The sequence below is a fragment of the Promicromonospora sp. NPDC090134 genome, from assembly GCF_044746965.1.
Classification (GTDB): Bacteria; Actinomycetota; Actinomycetes; order Actinomycetales; family Cellulomonadaceae; genus Promicromonospora.
The window spans coordinates 251,715-268,969 of record NZ_JBIVCZ010000001.1 but is presented as its reverse complement, the minus strand read 5'-3'; the positions used below and the strand labels follow the sequence as shown (position 1 = coordinate 268,969).

Sequence of the window (17,255 nt, the reverse complement as noted above, 5' to 3'; positions counted from 1 at the left end):
GGTGGAGAACACGCCCCGCGTACTCGCCGGCCGTTATGAGGTCGGCGAGCTCGTCGGCCGTGGCGGCATGGCCGAGGTGCACATCGGCCACGACACCCGTCTCGGTCGTACCGTCGCGATCAAGGTGCTCCGTTCCGACCTCGCCCGCGACCCGTCGTTCCTCACCCGCTTCCGGCGCGAGGCGCAGTCCGCCGCGGCGCTGAACCACCCCGCGGTCGTCGCCGTGTACGACACGGGGGAGGACATCCACCAGAACGCCTCCGGCGAGGACGTGCACGTGCCGTTCATCGTCATGGAGTACGTCGAGGGGCACACCGTCCGCGACATCCTGACGGACGGCGCCGCGGTCCCGATCGAGGAGGCCGTCGAGATCACGGTCGGCGTGCTGAGCGCACTGGAGTACTCGCACCACGCGGGCATCGTGCACCGCGACATCAAGCCCGCGAACGTGATGATCACGCCCACGGGTGCGGTCAAGGTGATGGACTTCGGCATCGCCCGCGCCATGGCCGACTCCGCCGCGACGATGACGGCGACCAACGCGGTCATCGGTACCGCGCAGTACCTCTCGCCGGAGCAGGCCCGTGGCGAGCAGGTGGACACCCGCTCCGACCTGTACTCCACCGGCTGCATGCTGTTCGAGCTGCTCACGGGGCGGCCGCCGTTCCAGGGCGACTCCCCGGTCGCCGTGGCCTACCAGCACGTGGGCCAGGAACCGCAGCGCCCGTCGGAGGTCGCCACCGACGTCCCCGACGTGCTCGACCGCATCACCCTCAAGGCCCTCACCAAGGACCGCGACCACCGGTACAGCACCGCGGCGGAGTTCCGCCGCGACCTGGAGGCCGCGATGCGCGGCGGCCAGGTCACCGCACCCATGGTCGGTGCCGCGATGATGGGCGCGACCCAGGTCGCGGGCCAGCCCGCGTACGGGGCCACGCAGGTCATGACGCCGGGCCAGGGCAGCTGGGGTCCCGCGACGGCGCAGCAGAGCCCGATCACGCCGGGCAACGGCTACCCCGGGCCGCAGACCCGCAACGGCCAGCGCGAGCCCGAGAAGAAGAGCAAGGCCCTGATGTGGTGGCTGCTCGGGATCGCCCTCGCGGCGGTCGCGGCCATCATCATCGCCATGGTCATCAACGGCGGTGGCGAGGAGGAGCCGACGAAGGTCGCCGTGCCCACGATCTCGGAGGGCATCAGCGCCGAGGAGGCACGATCGCAGATCGAGGCCGCCGGGCTGACGTTCCAGTCGGCCATCGACAAGGAGTCCGACCTCGACGAGGGTCAGACCACCGGCACGACCGAGCCGGGCGCGGGCGAGGAGGTCGAGCCGAACTCGACGGTCACCGTCTTCGTGGCGGGCGCGCCGGGCCAGGTCACGCTGCCCGAGCTGAAGAACCTGTCCGAGGCGGACGCCCGGGCCAAGCTCGAGGAGCTGAACCTCACGGTCAGCGGCACCGAGTCCGAGAACAGCCCGGACGTCAGCCAGGGCCAGGTCACCAAGACTGAGCCGGGCGCAGGCCTGACCGCTCAGGAGGGTTCGGACGTCGTCCTCTACCTCTCGACCGGCAACACCACGCTCCCGAACGTGGTCGGGCAGTCCAAGGAGGGCGCCGAGGCACAGCTCGCGAACCTCGGTCTCGGCACGATCCAGTGGGACACCGAGGAGAGCGACGAGGTAACCCCGGGTACGGTGTCGCGCACCGACCCCGAGGCCGGCGACGTGAAGCAGGGCACCTCGGTGACGGTCTACATCGCGGAGGCGCCGGCACCCACGGAGACGACCGTCCCCGCGGACCTGGTCGGCAAGACGCTCGACGAGGCCCAGGTCGCGTGCACCGGCGTGCAGATCACGTGCCAGCAGGCGTCCGAGGAGCCCTCGGACATCTTCGCCGCCGGCCAGGTGATCCGGTCCGACCCGGATCCGGGCTCCACCGTTGACGTGGGCTCGTACATCAACCTCGTGATCTCCACCGGCCCCGCGAACGGCGGGGAAGGCGACGGCGAGGACATCATCCCGTAACGCAGTCGGCCCCTGACCGGAGACCGGTCAGGGGCCGCACCGCGCACATGGCGTCGCAGGTCACGAGATGACCAGCGGCGCCATTCCTTGTGCCCGCTCCACGGCGCCCTCGAGCCCGCAGGTCTCCAGCCAGTTCGCCAGCAGCCGGTGCCCGCCCTCGGTGAGCACGGACTCGGGGTGGAACTGCACGCCGTGCAGCGGCAGCTCGCGGTGCTGCAGCCCCATGACGATGCCCGACGCCGTCGAGCAGGTCACCTCCAGCTCGGCCGGCACGCTGTCCGGCGTCACCGCCAGCGAGTGGTAGCGCGTCGCGGTGAACGGCGCGGGCAGGCCGGCGAGGACGCCCTGGCCCGAGTGCTCCACAAGGCTCGTCTTGCCGTGCATGAGCTCCGGCGCGTGCGTCACCTTGCCGCCGAACACCTCGGCCAGCGCCTGGTGCCCGAGGCAGACGCCGAGCATCGGGGTGCGCGACCGGGCGCAGGCCCGGATCACGTCCTCGGAGGCGCCGGCCTCCGCGGGGGTACCGGGGCCGGGGGAGACGAGCACGCCGTCGTAGGGCACGGGCGCGCCGTCGTCGCCGTCGTACCAGAAGCGGCCGTCGGCGTCGGGGGTGGGCACGGCGTCGTTCCGGACCACCACGGTCCGGGCGCCGATCTGGTCGAGATAGCCGACGATCGTGTAGACGAACGAGTCGTAGTTGTCGACGACGAGGATGCGCGTCATGCAGGCATGCTACGCGCCGACGGTGGTGTCGTTGAACGGCATGTAGTCGCTGAGCCACGGGAAGAACTGCGTGAAGCACACCGCGATCACGCCGAACGCCAGCACGAGGCACACCAGGAACTTGAACCACCCGGGGCCGGGGATGGCCCGCCACAACAGCGCGTACATCAGCTCACCAGCTCCTTCGGCTTGCCCTCGCCCACGGGCGACCAGTACTCGAGCTCACCGTGCACGATGTACCGCTCGGTCGCGGAGAACATCGGGTGGCAGGAGGTCAGCGTGATGAACCGCTTGGTCAGCTCGGGCATCGGCTCGTCGGCGGTCACGCCGGGGACCGGGGCGATGACCTCGACGTTCTGCGGGTAGACGATCTGCGACTCGGTCACCTTGTACACGTACCAGGTGTCCTCGGTGCGGACGACCAGGGGATCACCGGGCTTGAGCTCGGCGATCTGGTTGAACGGCTTGCCGTAGGTCGTGCGGTGCGCGGCGAGCGCGAAGTTGCCGAGGTCACCCGGCATCGCGGTGCCCACGTAGTGCCCGATGCCGATGGTGTCGAGCACCGTCGCCTTGTCCGTACCCTCGGCGATCGGCTTGACGTAGTCGTCGCCGAACCGCGGGATGTACATCTGCGCGAAGAGCGTGCCGGCCTCCGGTGGCTCCTCCATGAGCGGCGGCGGGCCGTGGTTCTCGGGGGCGGTCTGCGGGCCGGTCGGCGCGGCCTCCCAGTCCATCTCCGCGATGATCTCGCTCTGGGCGCGCGCGCCCTCGACGTCCGTCCACCAGAGCTGCCACACCACGAACAGCCCGAGCACCAGACCTGCCGTCACGAGGAGCTCGCCCATCACGCCGATCAGCCAGGCGACGGGCCGCATGGGGGATCCCGACGACTGGGGACGCCGCGCGTTGCGCGGCCCCATCCCGGACGGACCGCGCTGATACGCGATGGGGAACACCTCCTGTGGCAGCGGCACGTTGTGGCCGGCCTGCGCGTGGGTCATCCAAAGACCTCCGTACCATCGGGAACCGTCGCGTACTGCAGACCGCCGCCGTCGTACGCGGGGAGGTCCAGGTGGTCGCTACGCCGCACGTCCCAGCCCAGGTGTACCCAGTCCACGTACTCGAGGTACGTCTGCACACCCTCGGACCCGTCGAGCGACGCCTCCATCTTCGCCGGGTCTCCCACCGCCGTCACCTTGTACGGTGGTGAGAAGACCTTGCCGTGCAGCAGCAGGATGTTTCCGGAGCACCGGAACGCCGACGTCGACGTCACCCGCTCACCCTGCAGCGTCATCGCCTCGGCCCCGCCGGCCCAGAGCGCGTTGATGACGTGCTGCAGGTCCTGCTGGTGCACCACGAGGTCGTCCGGCTGCGGCTCGACGCCGCCAGGCCCGGCGCCGACCGACGTCGACGGCGCGTCGTCGAGCGTCACGGTCAGCCCGGCGCCCCGCACCGGTTCGGATCCCGACACCACGCCCTCGCGCCGCACCAGGTCGTCGTCCAGCGTCGGCACGGTCGTGCCGGCACGTGCGCTCAGCCCCTCGATCTCGCGGTCCAGCTCGGTGCTGCGCTCGGTGAGGTCGGTGACGCGGTTCGTCTCGGTGTCCACGAGCTGCGCGAGATCCTGCGGGTCGCGGTTGCCGGCGCCGCCGCCGTCGGCCAGCCGGGCGCTGGCGCTGAACATCAGGCCGGCCAGCACGGCGACCGCTCCCACACTGAGCCACGAACGCCATCGTGCGTGGGTCAGGGCACCAAGAAAGCCTCCGGCACCGCCCTTGGACGACGGCGCGGGCGTCGGCTCCGGCTCGGTCACACGCGTCCCTCCTGCAACATTCGACAAACCCGCGGACGCGTCTGGTCACGACTCGGGCTGTCGACCACTACGCTAGTCCACGAGCAAGCAGACGTCGGCTCGGCACACCCGTCGGGCAGACCCCCCAGGACAGGAGCCCGCCTCGTGCCCGAGTCGAAGTCCCGCAACAAGAAGAAGGCCACGCCCAAGGCTGACAAGGCCGAGGCCAAGGTCGCGCTGCCCGGTGAGGCGGTCAACCCGCGTTGGCTCGCCCCCGTCATGGTCGGCCTCATGGTCCTCGGCCTCGCCTGGATCGTGACGTACTACCTGACCAGCGCAGACCTCGCCCTGCCGATCCCGCAGATCGGCCAGTGGAACCTCGCGGTCGGCTTCGGCCTGATCATCGTGGGCTTCGGGCTCACCACCCGCTGGCGCTGAGAACGGCGGCTCCGCGGCCCCACCGAGGCGGCCGCGGAGCCGTGTACCCATTTATCCACAGCTGTGGGTAAAGCTGGGGAAAAGAGACTGGCGACGGTCCGCCCGCTAGTCCCGCGGCCTGTTCACAGGACGCCGACCGCGCTGTAGCGCCACACCGCCAGCGCGATCAGGACGGCGATACCGACCACCGGAACCAGCCATGCGACGAGCGCGCGCCGGTCCTTGGGCGCGTACGCGTACGCGGTCGCCACCAGCGCACCGGTGACGAGACCGCCGAGGTGCGCCTGCCACGAGATGTTCGGCACGAAGAAGCCGATGGCGCCGTTGATCGCGAGCAGGACGAGCACCTGACCCATGCTGCGGCCCAGGCGGCGCATCACGGGGAGCATCGCCCCGAACAGCCCGAACACCATGCCGGACGCGCCGACGACCGGTGTCACCCAGGCACTCGACGTGAACGGGTCGCCGGCCAGGAGCAGCACGCCGACCGACCCACCCACGGCGGACAGCAGGCACAGGACCGCGAACCGGGCCCGGCCGAGCAGCGGTTCGAGGAACTGGCCCGTGATCCACAGCGCGTACATGTTGAACAGGATGTGCAGCGGTGACGTGGAGTGCAGGAACGACGCCGTGAGGAACCGCCACGGCTCCATCGCGCCGCCCCAGGGCCAGAACCACAGCGCCTCCGTCCACGCGCCCCTCGTCACCAGCTGCAGCAGCCAGCTCACGACGCAGATGCCGATGATCGTCAGCGTGACGACCGGCCGGCCGTTGGCGGCGGTGCTGGTGGCCGAGCCGCCGAACGCCGTCCGGATGCGCGGAGCGGCGCGCTTCGTCTCCCGGACGCAGTCGACGCACTGGACGCCGACCGCGGCCGGTCGCTGGCACTCGGGGCACGTCGGGCGACCGCAGCGCTGGCAGCGCACGTAGGCCACCCGGTCGGGGTGTCGCGGGCAGACGGGAGCCTCGGCCTCGGTCGGCTCCTCGGCGGCCGGGTCGTTCATCGCGATACGTCCTCAGTCCCCTCGGTCATCGGTGCTCGGTCGTACGTGTCCGGGCCGGCGGCGCGAGCGCCGCGACGGCTCAGGGCTCGATGGTGACGGACTCGATGACGATGTCCTCGACGGGACGGTCGCCGGGACGCGTGCGCGTCTTGCCGACCTTGTCGACGACCTCGCGCGACGCGTCGTCCGCGACCTTGCCGAAGATCGTGTGCTTGCCGTTGAGCCACGGGGTCTCCGCGGTGGTGAGGAAGAACTGGGAGCCGTTGGTGCCCTCGATCTCGCCGGTGACCGGGTTCCGGCGCTTGCCGGCGTTGGCCATCGCGAGGATGTACTTCTCGTTGAACTGGAGCTCAGGGTGGATCTCGTCGTTGAACGTGTACCCCGGGCCGCCGGTTCCCGTCCCGAGCGGGCAGCCGCCCTGGATCATGAAGTCGTCGATGACGCGGTGGAAGATCAGGCCGTCGTAGAACGGGTCCTTGCGCTCCTCGCCCGTGCGCGGGTCCGTCCAGGCCTTCTCACCCGTCGCGAGGCCGACGAAGTTCTCGACAGTCTTGGGCGCGTGGTTCGGGAAGAGCTCGATGCGGATGTCACCGGAGGTGGTGTGCAGGATTGCGAACATGCATCAATCCTCCCACGGAGCGGCCCGCGGATGCTGCAGCGTCGCCGCCTTACCTCGCCAGTAAGGGCAGGCGATGGCAGAGTGGCACCTTGAGGAGTATTGAACAGTTCGGGGGGAGTTACATGACCCGCAAGAAGGTGACCGACTACGTGGACACGAGCAAGATCGACACCGAGAAGGTCAAGGAGAGGGCCGTGGAGGCCACAGCTCTGCTTTCCGACGTCAGCTCCAAGGCCGCGTCACAGGCCGGGTCCATCGCGGCCCAGGCCAAGGACCGGGCCTCGAACGCGAAGGACTGGGCCCAGCCCCGCGTGAACGACTTCATCGCATGGCTCACACCGCGCGCCGAGAAGGCCTGGCAGGACAGTCTGCAGGCGGCCGCGCCCCAGGTCGAGAAGGCGGCGGGCAAGGCCGCGCCCCTGATCGACTCCGCGCACGACAAGCTCGTGGACGACCTGCTCCCGAAGATGGTCTCCGCGTTCAACGTCGCGGCGGCCAACGCCGCGGCGGCACAGGGCAAGACCTCGCTCGCCGAGACCGTCACGGACGCGGTGGACAAGGCCAGCAGGAAGAGCTCCAAGAAGGGCTGGCTCATCGCGCTGGCCGCGGGCGGTGCGGCCGTCGCGGGCTACGTGTTCTGGAAGCGTGCACAGCCCCAGACCGACCCGTGGGCCGAGCCCTGGGAACAGAGCTCGGGAGCCGACTACTCCGACGGCGCCGCCAAGCACTCCTCCGGCGTCGGCTCGGCAGCAGGCTCCGCCATCGCCAAGGGCAAGGAGGCGGGGGCCAAGGCCGCGCAGACGGCCAAGGACCTCGGTGCCCGGGCCTATTCGGCCGCGAGCCCCGCGTTCGAGGCGGCGAAGGAGAAGGCCGGTCCGGTGCTCGAGAAGGCAGCCCCGGTGATCGACGCCGCCAAGGAGAAGGCCGGTCCCGTCATCGACGCCGCGAAGTCCACGGCACAGAAGGCGAGCAGCGCGGTGTCCGACGCCGCGCAGAAGGCCGGTTCCGACAGCCCCGAGACTCCGGTCAAGGCGACGGAGCCGAAGGACGCCAAGCCGGCCCCGCCCGCCAAGGACGAGCCGATCGTGGACCAGGTCCCGCCGGGGGAGAGCAAGCAGGGCGGCTGACCCCCAGCCTGTCTCATGCACGCCAGGAGGGCCCGGCCGAAACGGCCGGGCCCTCCTGTCCTGTGCGGGTCGCGATCAGCCGCCGATCGGCGTGGCCGCCCCCGTGAACGGGTCGAGCTGGATGAAAGCCTCGGTCGGGTCACCGTCGTGCACCAGCGACTCCTGCGCCATGACGTCGTCGAACGCGAACGCGTAGGCCTTGCCGTCCGCCATCTGCTCGTGGATGTACTTGGCGTAGTAGTTCGTCACCGAGTCCTGGTAGAAGCCGGCCGGATCCTGGGTCGGCTGTGTGCTGCTGTCGAGCAGCGAGGACCGGTTGAACCCGGCGCACAGCGTGCGTGCGATGGCACCGATGTCGTTGTTCGGCGCGGCCAGGTCGCCCGCGCAGCCGAAGATCGACTCGCCCGACGGCTTCGGGAAGGTGGTGACGACGGCGCCCGACGTGTCGGTGAACGTCATCGTGTCGCCCGAGACGGTCCCGAGGAACTTCTTGTCCGGCTGGTCGCCGTACGGCACGACGGTGAGGGTCTCGCTCGCGTACTTGCTCCAGACGCGGTCGACGTAGTCGGACAGGACGTTCGCGTCGACCTGACCCGTCCCGACGCCGTGGCCGGGGGAGAGGACCCGCAGCACGGATCCGTCGGGTCCGGTCTGCGCGAGCCCGTCCCAGCCGTCCTGCTGCGAGAGCGACGACACGACGTTGTCCCAGCCGTCGGGCTTGAGCATCCCCGTGCGCAGCAGCTCACCGCTCGAGGAGCGCAGGCCCGTCTGGTACGGCGCGGAGAAGAAGTCGACCTGGGTGCTGTTGATCCACAGGCCGGAGTCGTTGAGCGTGTACTCCGTCCAGTTGAACAGGATGTCGCGGTTCGGGTCGCTCGGGTTCTGCACGGCCGGCTGTACGAGCTGCCCGTCGTTCACGATCTTGAGGTCGAGCTTGCTGCCGTAGGAGAAGTACACGCGGCCCGACAGCTTGGGCATCTGGATGGTGACGTCCTGCCCGTCCGCCGGACCCGCGATCGATGCGTCCGGCGCCGGCTCGGGGACGCTCCCGGCGTCCGGCCAGGGGTGGAACGTGCCCTGGGCGTCGGCGTAGCCGAGCTGGCCGCCGGACTCGCCCAGTACGTAGACGAACACCTGGTCGCCACGACCTGAGTCGTTGGTGATGGTGAGCGGGATGGTGCTGGGCACTGCGGTGGCTGTCGGCGTGGCGACCACGGCAGCCGACAGGGCTGCGGTCACTGCGGCGGCGGTGCCGATGAGCTTCCTGGTCAGGGACACGCTGTCCTCCTCGGATCACGAGGGGCCGAACAGTTGGGTGGTGCTGCCCCTCGCGCTCGACGATATGGAAGGGGTCCTGCCTTGTCAGTAGCCCAAGGCGGATCAGGGGTGAAAAATTCGCCGGACCGGCCGAACATACGGGTATCCCACTACACGCGCCTCAGTGATCCCTCGGACAGGCGGCGTCCGTCCACGGCAGAGCGGGCCGACCGACCCCGGGAACGACAAAAGCCCGGACGAATCCGGGCTTCGGTCAGGGGTGGAGCCAGGGGGACTCGAACCCCCAACCCCCTGCTTGCAAAGCAGGTGCGCTACCAATTGCGCCATGGCCCCGACGAGGGCCGCTCAGTCGATCGAGTCGGTGACCTCGGACCAGAGATCGCGGCCAGCCGCGTCCTCACTCAGCTTGCGCCAGAGGACGTAGCCGGCGCCGGCCGCCAGCAGCACTATCAGCAGCTTCTTCACGAGTTCCTCCTGGGGAGCCTCTGCAGGTCCGGGAGTGGGGCTAGGAGGACTTGAACCTCCGACCTCTTCCTTATCAGGGAAGCGCTCTAACCGTCTGAGCTATAGCCCCGGACGAGCGTTACGCACGCTCTTGCGACACTGGAGGTTACCCCAGGTCGGGACGATGTCCCAAACCGAAATGATGGTCCGCGGTGTGACGTGCGCCGAGCCGTGCGTGCGAACGCACGAGAACGCTCTGGCAGCGCTGGTCAGTCGTCGGTCAGCGTCATGTGCACGCCGCCGACGAGTGCTGCCGTGATGTTGTACAGGAACGCCATGATCGTCGCGATCGCCGTCAGCAGCACGATGTTGCAGATGCTGATCAGGGTCGCGAGGGAGATGACGCGGGGGAACTCCACGAACTGCGTGAGGTTCACGTTGCTCTGCGGGCCCACGGCGTCCTCCACGAAGCTCTGCACCGTGGTGAAGACGCCGAGGCTGTTGAGCACCGACCAGAACACCGCCGTGGCCACGACGGTCATGATCGCGACCGCGACGGCCAGCAGGAACGCCAGCTTCATGACGGACCACGGGTCGACCCGGGAGATCGCGAGCCGCACGCGGCGCGGGCCGGCGGGGGCCGGACGCGGCACCTCGGGCGTGGGGGTCGACGCCGGGTGCGTGGGCTGGCCCTGCGCGCCGTCCGCGGGCGTACCGACCGGAACGGCGCTGCCGCGCACGCCACCCGCGGTGTAGTGCATCTCGGGCCGCGGCTTGGGCTCATTCTGAGCCGCCGTCTGCCCATCGTCGTCAGGCATGATCGAGGACACCTTCTTCGCAGCGCTGCGGGCCGCGTCGAGGGCGGCCTGGGCGGCCTTCATCGCGCCGGCCTTCACGCCGTCCGCGGCTCCCGTCGGAGCGGCCGCCGGAGTGCCGGGCGCCGGGACCCGGTTCCACGACTTCGCGTCCGGCTCTGCCGCGGGCGCGCTCTGGGACGCCGCGGTGTCGGTCTTGGTCGAGGCCCGCCCGATCGCCGAGACGAGGCCCGTGGAGTCCTTGGACCCGCCGTTCGACTCCGCGGCGGGCTTCTGCTCCTTGCCCTGCTTGCCCGCCTCGTAGGCGGACCGCCAGACCCCACCCGTGGTGGGGACGGCCGTGTCGTCCGCAGCGGGCGTCTTCGTGGCCTTGCTCTCCGTGGACTGGTCCCCCTTCGCCTCGGGGGAGGCGACCACGACGGGCTCGGACAGCTTCTCGCCGCCCGTGGCCTGGCCGGCGCCGGCAGCGGCGCCGTTCGACGCGCTGCCGCCGTCGGCGGGCTTGTCCGTGGCCGAACCGTTCGACGCGGAGGTCTTCTCCGAGCCGGCCCCTGCCGACTCCGCGCCCGAGGTCTCGGCCGCGTCCTTCTCCTGCGTCACGGCCTTGCGATCCCGGGTGATCTCCAGGTCTTCTTCGAGCGAAGGCGTCGCGATGCGCACGTGCCCGTTCTTGTCACTCGTCATCAGCTGTCCTCGCGTCCGGTGCTGTCCTGCTCAGGGGTGCTCGGAACTTCGTCGGGGGTCGGATTGTCTTCCACGGTAACCCGCTCGGCGGGTTCACCGTCGGAGTTCTCGTCGGTGGCAGCCACCGCATCGCCCGCGTCCTCACGCTCCGCGTTGCGCGCGACGGCGATGATCCTGTCCCCCTTGTCCGGCTTTGCGAAGGTTACCCCCTGCGTGTTCCGGCCGGTGAGGTTAACTTCCGCGACGGCCGAACGCACGATCTTGCCGCGCTCCATGATCACCAGCACCTCGTCGTCCGCGTGGGTCACGAGCGCGCCCACGAGGTCACCGCGCGCCTCCACGAGGTTGGCGACCTTGATGCCGAGGCCGCCGCGGCCCTGGATCCGGTACTCCGAGATCCGGGTGCGCTTGGCGAACCCGCCCTCGGTGACGACGAACAGGTCGGCGCCGTCGATGACCACGTCGGCGGACAGCAGCTCGTCCTCCTCGCGGAACTTCATGCCGGTGACGCCGGACGTCGCGCGGCCCAGCGGGCGGATCGACTCGTCGTCCGCGTGGAAGCGGATCGACTGGCCCTTGCGCGACACGAGGATGAGGTCGTCGTCGGCGTTCACGAGACGGGCCGAGACCAGCTCGTCCGCGGCGCCGTCGGCGTCCTCCCGCAGGTTGATCGCGATGAGGCCGCCCGACCGCGGCGAGTTGTACTCGCTCAGGCGGGTCTTCTTCACCAGCCCGCGGCGCGTGGCCAGCACCAGGTAATCGGCGGCCTCGTAGTCGGGGATGTCGAGCACCTGGGCGATCTTCTCGCCCGGCTGGAAGGCCAGCAGGTTGGCGACGTGCTGGCCCTTCGCGTCCCGGCCGCCCTCGGGCAGCTCGTAGCCCTTGGCCCGGTAGACCCGGCCGAGGTTGGTGAAGAACAGCATCCAGTGGTGGGTCGTCGTCGTGAAGAAGTGGTCCACGATGTCGTCCTCGCGCAGCTGCGCGCCGCGCACCCCCTTGCCGCCGCGCTTCTGCGAGCGGTAGTTGTCCGTCCGCGTCCGCTTGGCGTAGCCGCCGCGCGTGATCGTGACGACCACGTCCTCCTCGGGGATGAGGTCCTCCATCGACATGTCGCCGTCGTACGGGAGGATCGTGGTGCGACGCTCGTCGCCCCAGCGCTCGGTGACCTCGTCGAGCTCCTCGCCCACGATGGCCCGCTGACGGTCCGGCTTGGCGAGGATGTCCAGGTAGTCCTCGATCTCGGCGCGCAGCTTGGCGTGCTCGTCGAGGATCTTCTGCCGCTCGAGGGCGGCCAGGCGGCGCAGCTGCATCGACAGGATCGCGTTGGCCTGCTGCTCGTCGATCGTGAGCAGGTCCATCAGGCCGGTGCGGGCCTCGTCGACGTCGGGGGAGCGACGGATGAGCGCGATGACCTCGTCGAGCGCGTCGAGCGCCTTGAGGTAGCCCTCGTAGATGTGGATCTGGTCCTGCGCCTCCGCCAGGAGGTACTCGGTGCGCCGGCGGACGACCTCGATCTGGTGCGTGGTCCAGTGCCGGACGAACGCGTCGACGCTGAGCGTGCGGGGCACCTCGTCGACCAGCGCGAGCATGTTGGCGCTGAAGTTCTCCTGCAGCGGCGTGTGCTTGTAGAGGTTGTTCAGCACCACCTTGGCCACGGCGTCGCGCTTGAGCACGATGACCAGGCGCTGGCCGGTGCGGCCCGACGTCTCGTCCCGGATGTCCGCGATCCCCTGGATGCGGCCGTCGTTGACGAGGTCCGCGATCTTCGAGGCGAGGTTGTCCGGGTTGACCATGTACGGCAGCTCGGTGACGACCAGGCAGATCCGGTTCTGGATCTCCTCGACGTTCACGACCGCGCGCATCGTGATCGAACCACGGCCCGTGCGGTACGCGTCCTCGATGCCCTTGTGGCCCAGGATCTGCGCGCCGGAGGGGAAGTCCGGGCCCTTGATGCGCTGCAGGAGCGCCTCGAGCAGCTCCTCGCGCGAGGCGTCGGGGTGGGCGAGGTGCCACCGGACGCCCTCGGCCACCTCGCGCAGGTTGTGCGGCGGGATGTTGGTGGCCATGCCGACGGCGATGCCCGCAGAGCCGTTGACCAGCAGGTTCGGGATGCGCGCCGGGAGGACGACGGGCTCCTGGGTGCGGCCGTCGTAGTTGGGCCGGAAGTCGACGGTGCCCTTCTCGATGTCGCGCACCATCTCCATCGCGAGCGGCGCCATCTTGCACTCGGTGTACCGCGGGGCCGCAGCGGGGTCGTTGCCCGGCGAGCCGAAGTTGCCCTGGCCGGCGACCAGCGGGTAGCGCAGCACCCAGTCCTGCACCAGGCGCACCAGGGTGTCGTAGATCGCGGTGTCACCGTGCGGGTGGTACTTGCCCATGACGTCACCCACGACGCGCGAGCACTTGGAGAACGCGCGGTCGGGCCGGTACCCGCCGTCGTACATCGCGTAGATGACGCGGCGGTGCACCGGCTTGAGGCCGTCGCGCACGTCGGGCAGCGCGCGCCCCACGATCACGCTCATCGCGTAGTCGAGGTACGACCGCTGCATCTCCAGCTGCAGGTCGACCTGCTCGACACGACCGTGGTGGACCGCTACCCGCGCGTCCTCCAGGGGAATGCCGTCGTCGGAGTTCTCCACGCCGGGGGTCTCGTCCGTCACCGTCTGTACTTCCTTTCCACGCCGCTGGGCGTGTCACTTCGTCTCGTGGGCCACCGTCTCGACGCAGGACGTCGCAGGGCCCCGTGGGGCACTGCTGCGACGACCCTGGTCAGATGTCGAGGAACCGCACGTCCTTGGCGTTGCGCTGGATGAAGGTGCGGCGGGACTCGACGTCCTCGCCCATGAGCACCGAGAAGATCTCGTCGGCCGCGGCCGCGTCGTCCATGGTGACCTGCAGCAGCGTCCGGTGGTCCGGGTCCATCGTGGTGTCCCAGAGCTCGGAGTAGTCCATCTCGCCGAGACCCTTGTAGCGCTGGATGCCGTTGTCCTTGGGGATCCGCTTGCCCTGCGCGGCGCCGGCCTCCAGGAACGCGTCGCGCTCCCGGTCCGAGTACACGTAGTCGTGCGGGGCGTTGCTCCACTTGATCCGGTACAGCGGCGGCTGCGCGAGGTACACGTGGCCGTGCTCGATCAGGGGTCGCATGTACCGGAACAGCAGCGTCAGGAGCAGGGTGCAGATGTGCTGGCCGTCGACGTCGGCGTCGGCCATGAGCACGATCTTGTGGTACTTCAGCTTCGAGATGTCGAAGTCCTCGCCGATGCCCGTGCCGAATGACGTGATCAGCGCCTGGACCTCGGCGTTGGACAGCGCCTTGTCCAGGCGGGCGCGCTCGACGTTCAGGATCTTGCCGCGCAGCGGCAGGATCGCCTGGTTGTGCGGGTTGCGGCCACGCACCGCCGAGCCGCCGGCCGAGTCGCCCTCGACGATGTAGATCTCGCACTCGTCGGGGAAGCGGGACTGGCAGTCCTTGAGCTTGCCCGGCATGCCGCCGCCGTTGAGGATGCCCTTGCGGCGGGTCGCCTCGCGCGCCTTGCGCGCCGCGATCCGGGCCTGCGAGGCCTGGATCGCCTTGCGGATGACGTCGCGGGCCTCGTTCGGGTGCGCGTCGAACCAGTCGACGAGCTGCTCGCGGACCACGCGCTGCACGAAGGTCTTGGCCTCCGTGTTCCCGAGCTTGGTCTTGGTCTGGCCCTCGAACTGCGGCTCGCCGAGCTTGACGGAGATGACGGCGGTCAGGCCCTCGCGGATGTCGTCACCCGTGAGGTTCTCGTCCTTCTCCTTGATGATCCCCTTGTCCCGCGCGTAGCTGTTGACCAGCGTGGTCATCGCGGCACGGAAGCCCTCCTCGTGCGTGCCGCCCTCGGTGGTGGAGATCGTGTTGGCGAACGTGTGGACCGACTCGCTGTAGGCACTGGTCCACTGGAGCGCGACCTCGACCGAGATCTTGCGCTCGGTGTCCTCGCTCTCGAACGAGATGATGTCGGGGTGGATGAGCTCCACCCGCTTCGCCGAGTTGAGGTGGTGCACGTAGTCCATGAGGCCGTCGTCGTACTTGAACGTGACGGTGCGCCAGGCGCCCGCGTCCTGGGACGTGCCCTCGGCGTCCGGCTGGCCGTCGGCTCCCGCGACCTCCTCGACGCCGTCGGCCGTCGCCTCGGGCTCGGCACCCGTGACCTCGTCCGTCGCGGACGAGTGGCCGGCGCGCTCGTCGGTGAGCGTGATCTTCAGGCCCTTGTTGAGGAAGGCGTACTGCTGGAACCGGGCGCGCAGCGTCTCGAAGTCGTACTCGGTCGTCTCGAAGATCGACCCGTCGGCCCAGAACGTCTGCGTGGTTCCGGTGTGCTCGTCGGGGCCGAGCGGCTCGAGCTGCTCGACGCCGGTGATCGGGTTACCGCCGTCGGTGTACTCCTGGCGCCAGTTGAACCCGTCGCGGCGCACCTCGGACACGAACCGGGAGCTCAGCGCGTTCACCACGGACATGCCGACGCCGTGGAGGCCGCCGGAGACGGCGTACCCGCCGCCGCCGAACTTGCCGCCGGCATGCAGGATCGTCATCACGACCTCAAGCGTTGGCTTGCCCTCGGTCGGGTGCATGGCGACCGGAATGCCTCGGCCGTCGTCGGAGACTCGCACTCCGCCGTCGGCCAGAAGGCGTACGTCGATCTCGGTGGCGTGGCCCGCGAGGGCCTCGTCCACAGCGTTATCCACAATCTCGTACACAAGGTGGTGGAGCCCACGCTCACCGGTCGATCCGATATACATGCCCGGTCGCTTACGAACGGCCTCGAGACCTTCCAGGACTGTGATGTTCCCGGCGTCGTAGCCGCCGTCGATTCGCTCTGTCACGGGCGGGGTTGCTCCTCGTCTTTCAGGCACACGATGTGCACGACGACGGACGTACCAGCTGCTGCGCGAGCGGCTCGGACCAGGTGAGGTCCATGCCGTGCTCGGGTGCCACGTACGGTCCGACGGCTCGTCGGTGCTCAGCGTTCCGGGCCCTCAGGACGTTCCTGGGAACCCGGCGCGGTTGACCCCCTCATACTACCTTCTGAGCGGCGAAAACCCGGGATCCTGGGGTGTTTGTAGCCACTCCTCCACAACCTTTCTCCACAGGGTGATTCCTGGGGCCTTGAAGCGGTTCCCGAACGGCCTCCGGAGCCTCGATCCGACCCTCGCCGGAGGTCCCGTCCGGCGGTCCGATCCCGCCCTCGGACGGCCGCGGTCGACGACCTCGACGACGCCGCTCCGGACGACTCGTCGAGAGCGCGTCCCGGCATGCGATTCCCCTTCGAATCGTCATGTCGCCGTCTGTTGAAGGTCTGAAAATTTGCACGCAGAAGGTGACATTTCGTTGATTTGTCGTTTTCTGCTCTAATAGCGCCGACCGGTCACATGCGCGCGCACGCGCACTCTCACTTCGAAGGGCTACAGAGTGAAGAAGCTTCTTGCCGGCGGAACTCTCGCCATCCTGGCATTCGGCGGCATGATTGCCAGCGCCGCACCCGCCTCCGCACACACCCCCAACGTCACCGCCGACTGCGGCGCTGTGAACGTGGACCTCCGCCAGTACTCGGGCGCCGACCTCACGGTCGTCATCGACGGCGTCGAGGTGGAAACCGTCACGTTCGACCGCGAGTACGTGAAGTCGTACGAGATCACCCGCACCGCCAACCACGAGTGGTCGATCGACGTGCAGGCGCACGACAACGACCGCTACGACTACCAGCAGTCCGGCTCGACCACGGCCTGCGAGACCACGCCGCCCGCCGAGGTCGTCTCCCCGGCCACGCCGGAGACCGTGGCCGGTTGCGCCGCGAGCCTCGACGACGTGGTGCTCCCCGAGAACACCGAGTCGATCACGTACACCAAGACCGAGGCCGGGATCGTCGCCGCCCTCGTGTCCGACAAGTACGCCTTCCCGGAGGACCTGGGCAACTACGTCCTCCAGGAGGACGGCACGGCCTTGCTGCCGACCGAGTACATCGTGATCGAGGAAGAGTGCGCCGAGCCGACGCCGGAGCCGTCTCCGTCGGTCGAGCCCAGCGAGGAGGCCTCCGTGCCGCCCGCCGCCGAGCCCTCCGCGTCGCCCAGCCCCGAGGCTGAGGAGCCCGCGGAGCTCGCCGCGACCGGTGCGACCGTCGGTGGCGCCATCGCGTTCGCCGCGCTGCTCGCCCTCGGTGGCGTCGCCCTGGTCTGGGCCCGCAAGCGGATGCAGCAGAACGCCTGATCAAACAGCTCCTGGCTGACGCTACGGCGTAGCTGAGCGACGAAGGGCTCCCCGGCATCGGCCGGGGAGCCCTTCGTGCGTC

Annotated in this window: 15 protein-coding genes and 2 tRNA genes; 4 read left to right on the top strand and 13 right to left on the bottom strand. The window is 69.4% G+C overall.

The features are described 5' to 3' along the window. The first annotated feature begins 1 nt into the window (after position 1). The gene (gene pknB, locus ACIPN7_RS01180) at positions 2–2,020 is read left to right on the top strand and encodes a Stk1 family PASTA domain-containing Ser/Thr kinase (protein WP_400537156.1); all 2,019 of its coding nucleotides are present in this window, start codon (positions 2–4) and stop codon (positions 2,018–2,020) included. A gap of 60 nt (positions 2,021–2,080) precedes the next feature. Here the strand turns inward: pknB and ACIPN7_RS01175 are convergent, their stop codons facing one another. Genes ACIPN7_RS01175 through ACIPN7_RS01160 form a run of 4 tightly spaced genes read right to left on the bottom strand, consistent with a single transcriptional unit; the run spans position 2,081 to position 4,556 of the window. Then, complete coding sequence (locus ACIPN7_RS01175) at positions 2,081–2,743, bottom strand: aminodeoxychorismate/anthranilate synthase component II (RefSeq protein ID WP_400537154.1); 663 nt, start codon at positions 2,741–2,743, stop codon at positions 2,081–2,083. A 9-nt stretch (positions 2,744–2,752) separates the two neighbouring features. Further along, positions 2,753–2,911, bottom strand: coding sequence for a hypothetical protein (locus ACIPN7_RS01170; protein WP_285100577.1), 159 nt, complete (start codon positions 2,909–2,911; stop codon positions 2,753–2,755). Then, positions 2,911–3,744, bottom strand: coding sequence for a class E sortase (locus tag ACIPN7_RS01165; protein ID WP_400537151.1), 834 nt, complete (start codon positions 3,742–3,744; stop codon positions 2,911–2,913). The genes ACIPN7_RS01170 and ACIPN7_RS01165 overlap by 1 nt, the downstream gene beginning before the upstream one ends. Next, a complete protein-coding gene (locus ACIPN7_RS01160) occupies positions 3,741–4,556 on the bottom strand; it encodes a DUF881 domain-containing protein (protein WP_400537149.1) in 816 nt (271 codons plus the stop codon). The genes ACIPN7_RS01165 and ACIPN7_RS01160 overlap by 4 nt, the downstream gene beginning before the upstream one ends. 144 nt (positions 4,557–4,700) lie before the next feature. Here ACIPN7_RS01160 and ACIPN7_RS01155 point away from each other — a divergent pair, with 144 nt between their 5' ends. Next, positions 4,701–4,973, top strand: a complete 273-nt coding sequence (locus ACIPN7_RS01155; protein WP_285100574.1) for a cell division protein CrgA — start codon at positions 4,701–4,703, stop codon at positions 4,971–4,973. 122 nt (positions 4,974–5,095) lie between these two features. Here ACIPN7_RS01155 and ACIPN7_RS01150 read toward each other — a convergent pair whose 3' ends face one another. Beyond that, positions 5,096–5,977, bottom strand: coding sequence for a rhomboid family intramembrane serine protease (locus ACIPN7_RS01150; protein WP_400537147.1), 882 nt, complete (start codon positions 5,975–5,977; stop codon positions 5,096–5,098). Positions 5,978–6,056: 79 nt separating this feature from the next. Further along, entirely contained in the window at positions 6,057–6,596 is a 540-nt protein-coding gene (locus ACIPN7_RS01145) for a peptidylprolyl isomerase (RefSeq protein WP_285100572.1), read from the bottom strand. Positions 6,597–6,718: 122 nt separating this feature from the next. Here ACIPN7_RS01145 and ACIPN7_RS01140 point away from each other — a divergent pair, with 122 nt between their 5' ends. Then, entirely contained in the window at positions 6,719–7,723 is a 1,005-nt protein-coding gene (locus ACIPN7_RS01140; RefSeq protein WP_400537144.1) for a hypothetical protein, read from the top strand. Between the two features lie 75 nt (positions 7,724–7,798). Here ACIPN7_RS01140 and ACIPN7_RS01135 read toward each other — a convergent pair whose 3' ends face one another. The 7 genes from ACIPN7_RS01135 to gyrB form a co-directional block, all read right to left on the bottom strand. After that, complete coding sequence (locus ACIPN7_RS01135) at positions 7,799–9,001, bottom strand: beta-1,3-glucanase family protein (RefSeq protein WP_400537142.1); 1,203 nt, start codon at positions 8,999–9,001, stop codon at positions 7,799–7,801. A 260-nt stretch (positions 9,002–9,261) separates the two neighbouring features. Beyond that, positions 9,262–9,334, bottom strand: a tRNA-Ala gene (locus ACIPN7_RS01130). A 12-nt stretch (positions 9,335–9,346) separates the two neighbouring features. Further along, positions 9,347–9,466: a DLW-39 family protein gene (locus ACIPN7_RS01125; RefSeq protein ID WP_253874143.1), complete on the bottom strand. Its 120-nt coding sequence runs from the start codon at positions 9,464–9,466 to the stop codon at positions 9,347–9,349. 35 nt (positions 9,467–9,501) lie between these two features. After that, a tRNA-Ile gene (locus ACIPN7_RS01120) sits at positions 9,502–9,575 on the bottom strand. 139 nt (positions 9,576–9,714) lie between these two features. Then, positions 9,715–10,944: a DUF3566 domain-containing protein gene (locus ACIPN7_RS01115; RefSeq protein WP_400537140.1), complete on the bottom strand. Its 1,230-nt coding sequence runs from the start codon at positions 10,942–10,944 to the stop codon at positions 9,715–9,717. After that, positions 10,944–13,604, bottom strand: coding sequence for a DNA gyrase subunit A (gene gyrA, locus ACIPN7_RS01110; RefSeq protein ID WP_400537138.1), 2,661 nt, complete (start codon positions 13,602–13,604; stop codon positions 10,944–10,946). The genes ACIPN7_RS01115 and gyrA overlap by 1 nt, the downstream gene beginning before the upstream one ends. 109 nt (positions 13,605–13,713) lie before the next feature. Next, positions 13,714–15,792 carry a DNA topoisomerase (ATP-hydrolyzing) subunit B gene (gene gyrB, locus ACIPN7_RS01105; protein WP_400537136.1) on the bottom strand — a complete coding sequence of 693 codons (2,079 nt, stop codon included), beginning with the start codon at positions 15,790–15,792 and terminating at the stop codon, positions 13,714–13,716. A 586-nt stretch (positions 15,793–16,378) separates the two neighbouring features. Here gyrB and ACIPN7_RS01100 point away from each other — a divergent pair. Next, positions 16,379–17,173 (top strand): hypothetical protein, encoded by a 795-nt coding sequence (locus ACIPN7_RS01100; RefSeq protein WP_400537134.1) that lies wholly within the window; start codon positions 16,379–16,381, stop codon positions 17,171–17,173. The last annotated feature ends 82 nt before the right edge of the window (positions 17,174–17,255 follow it).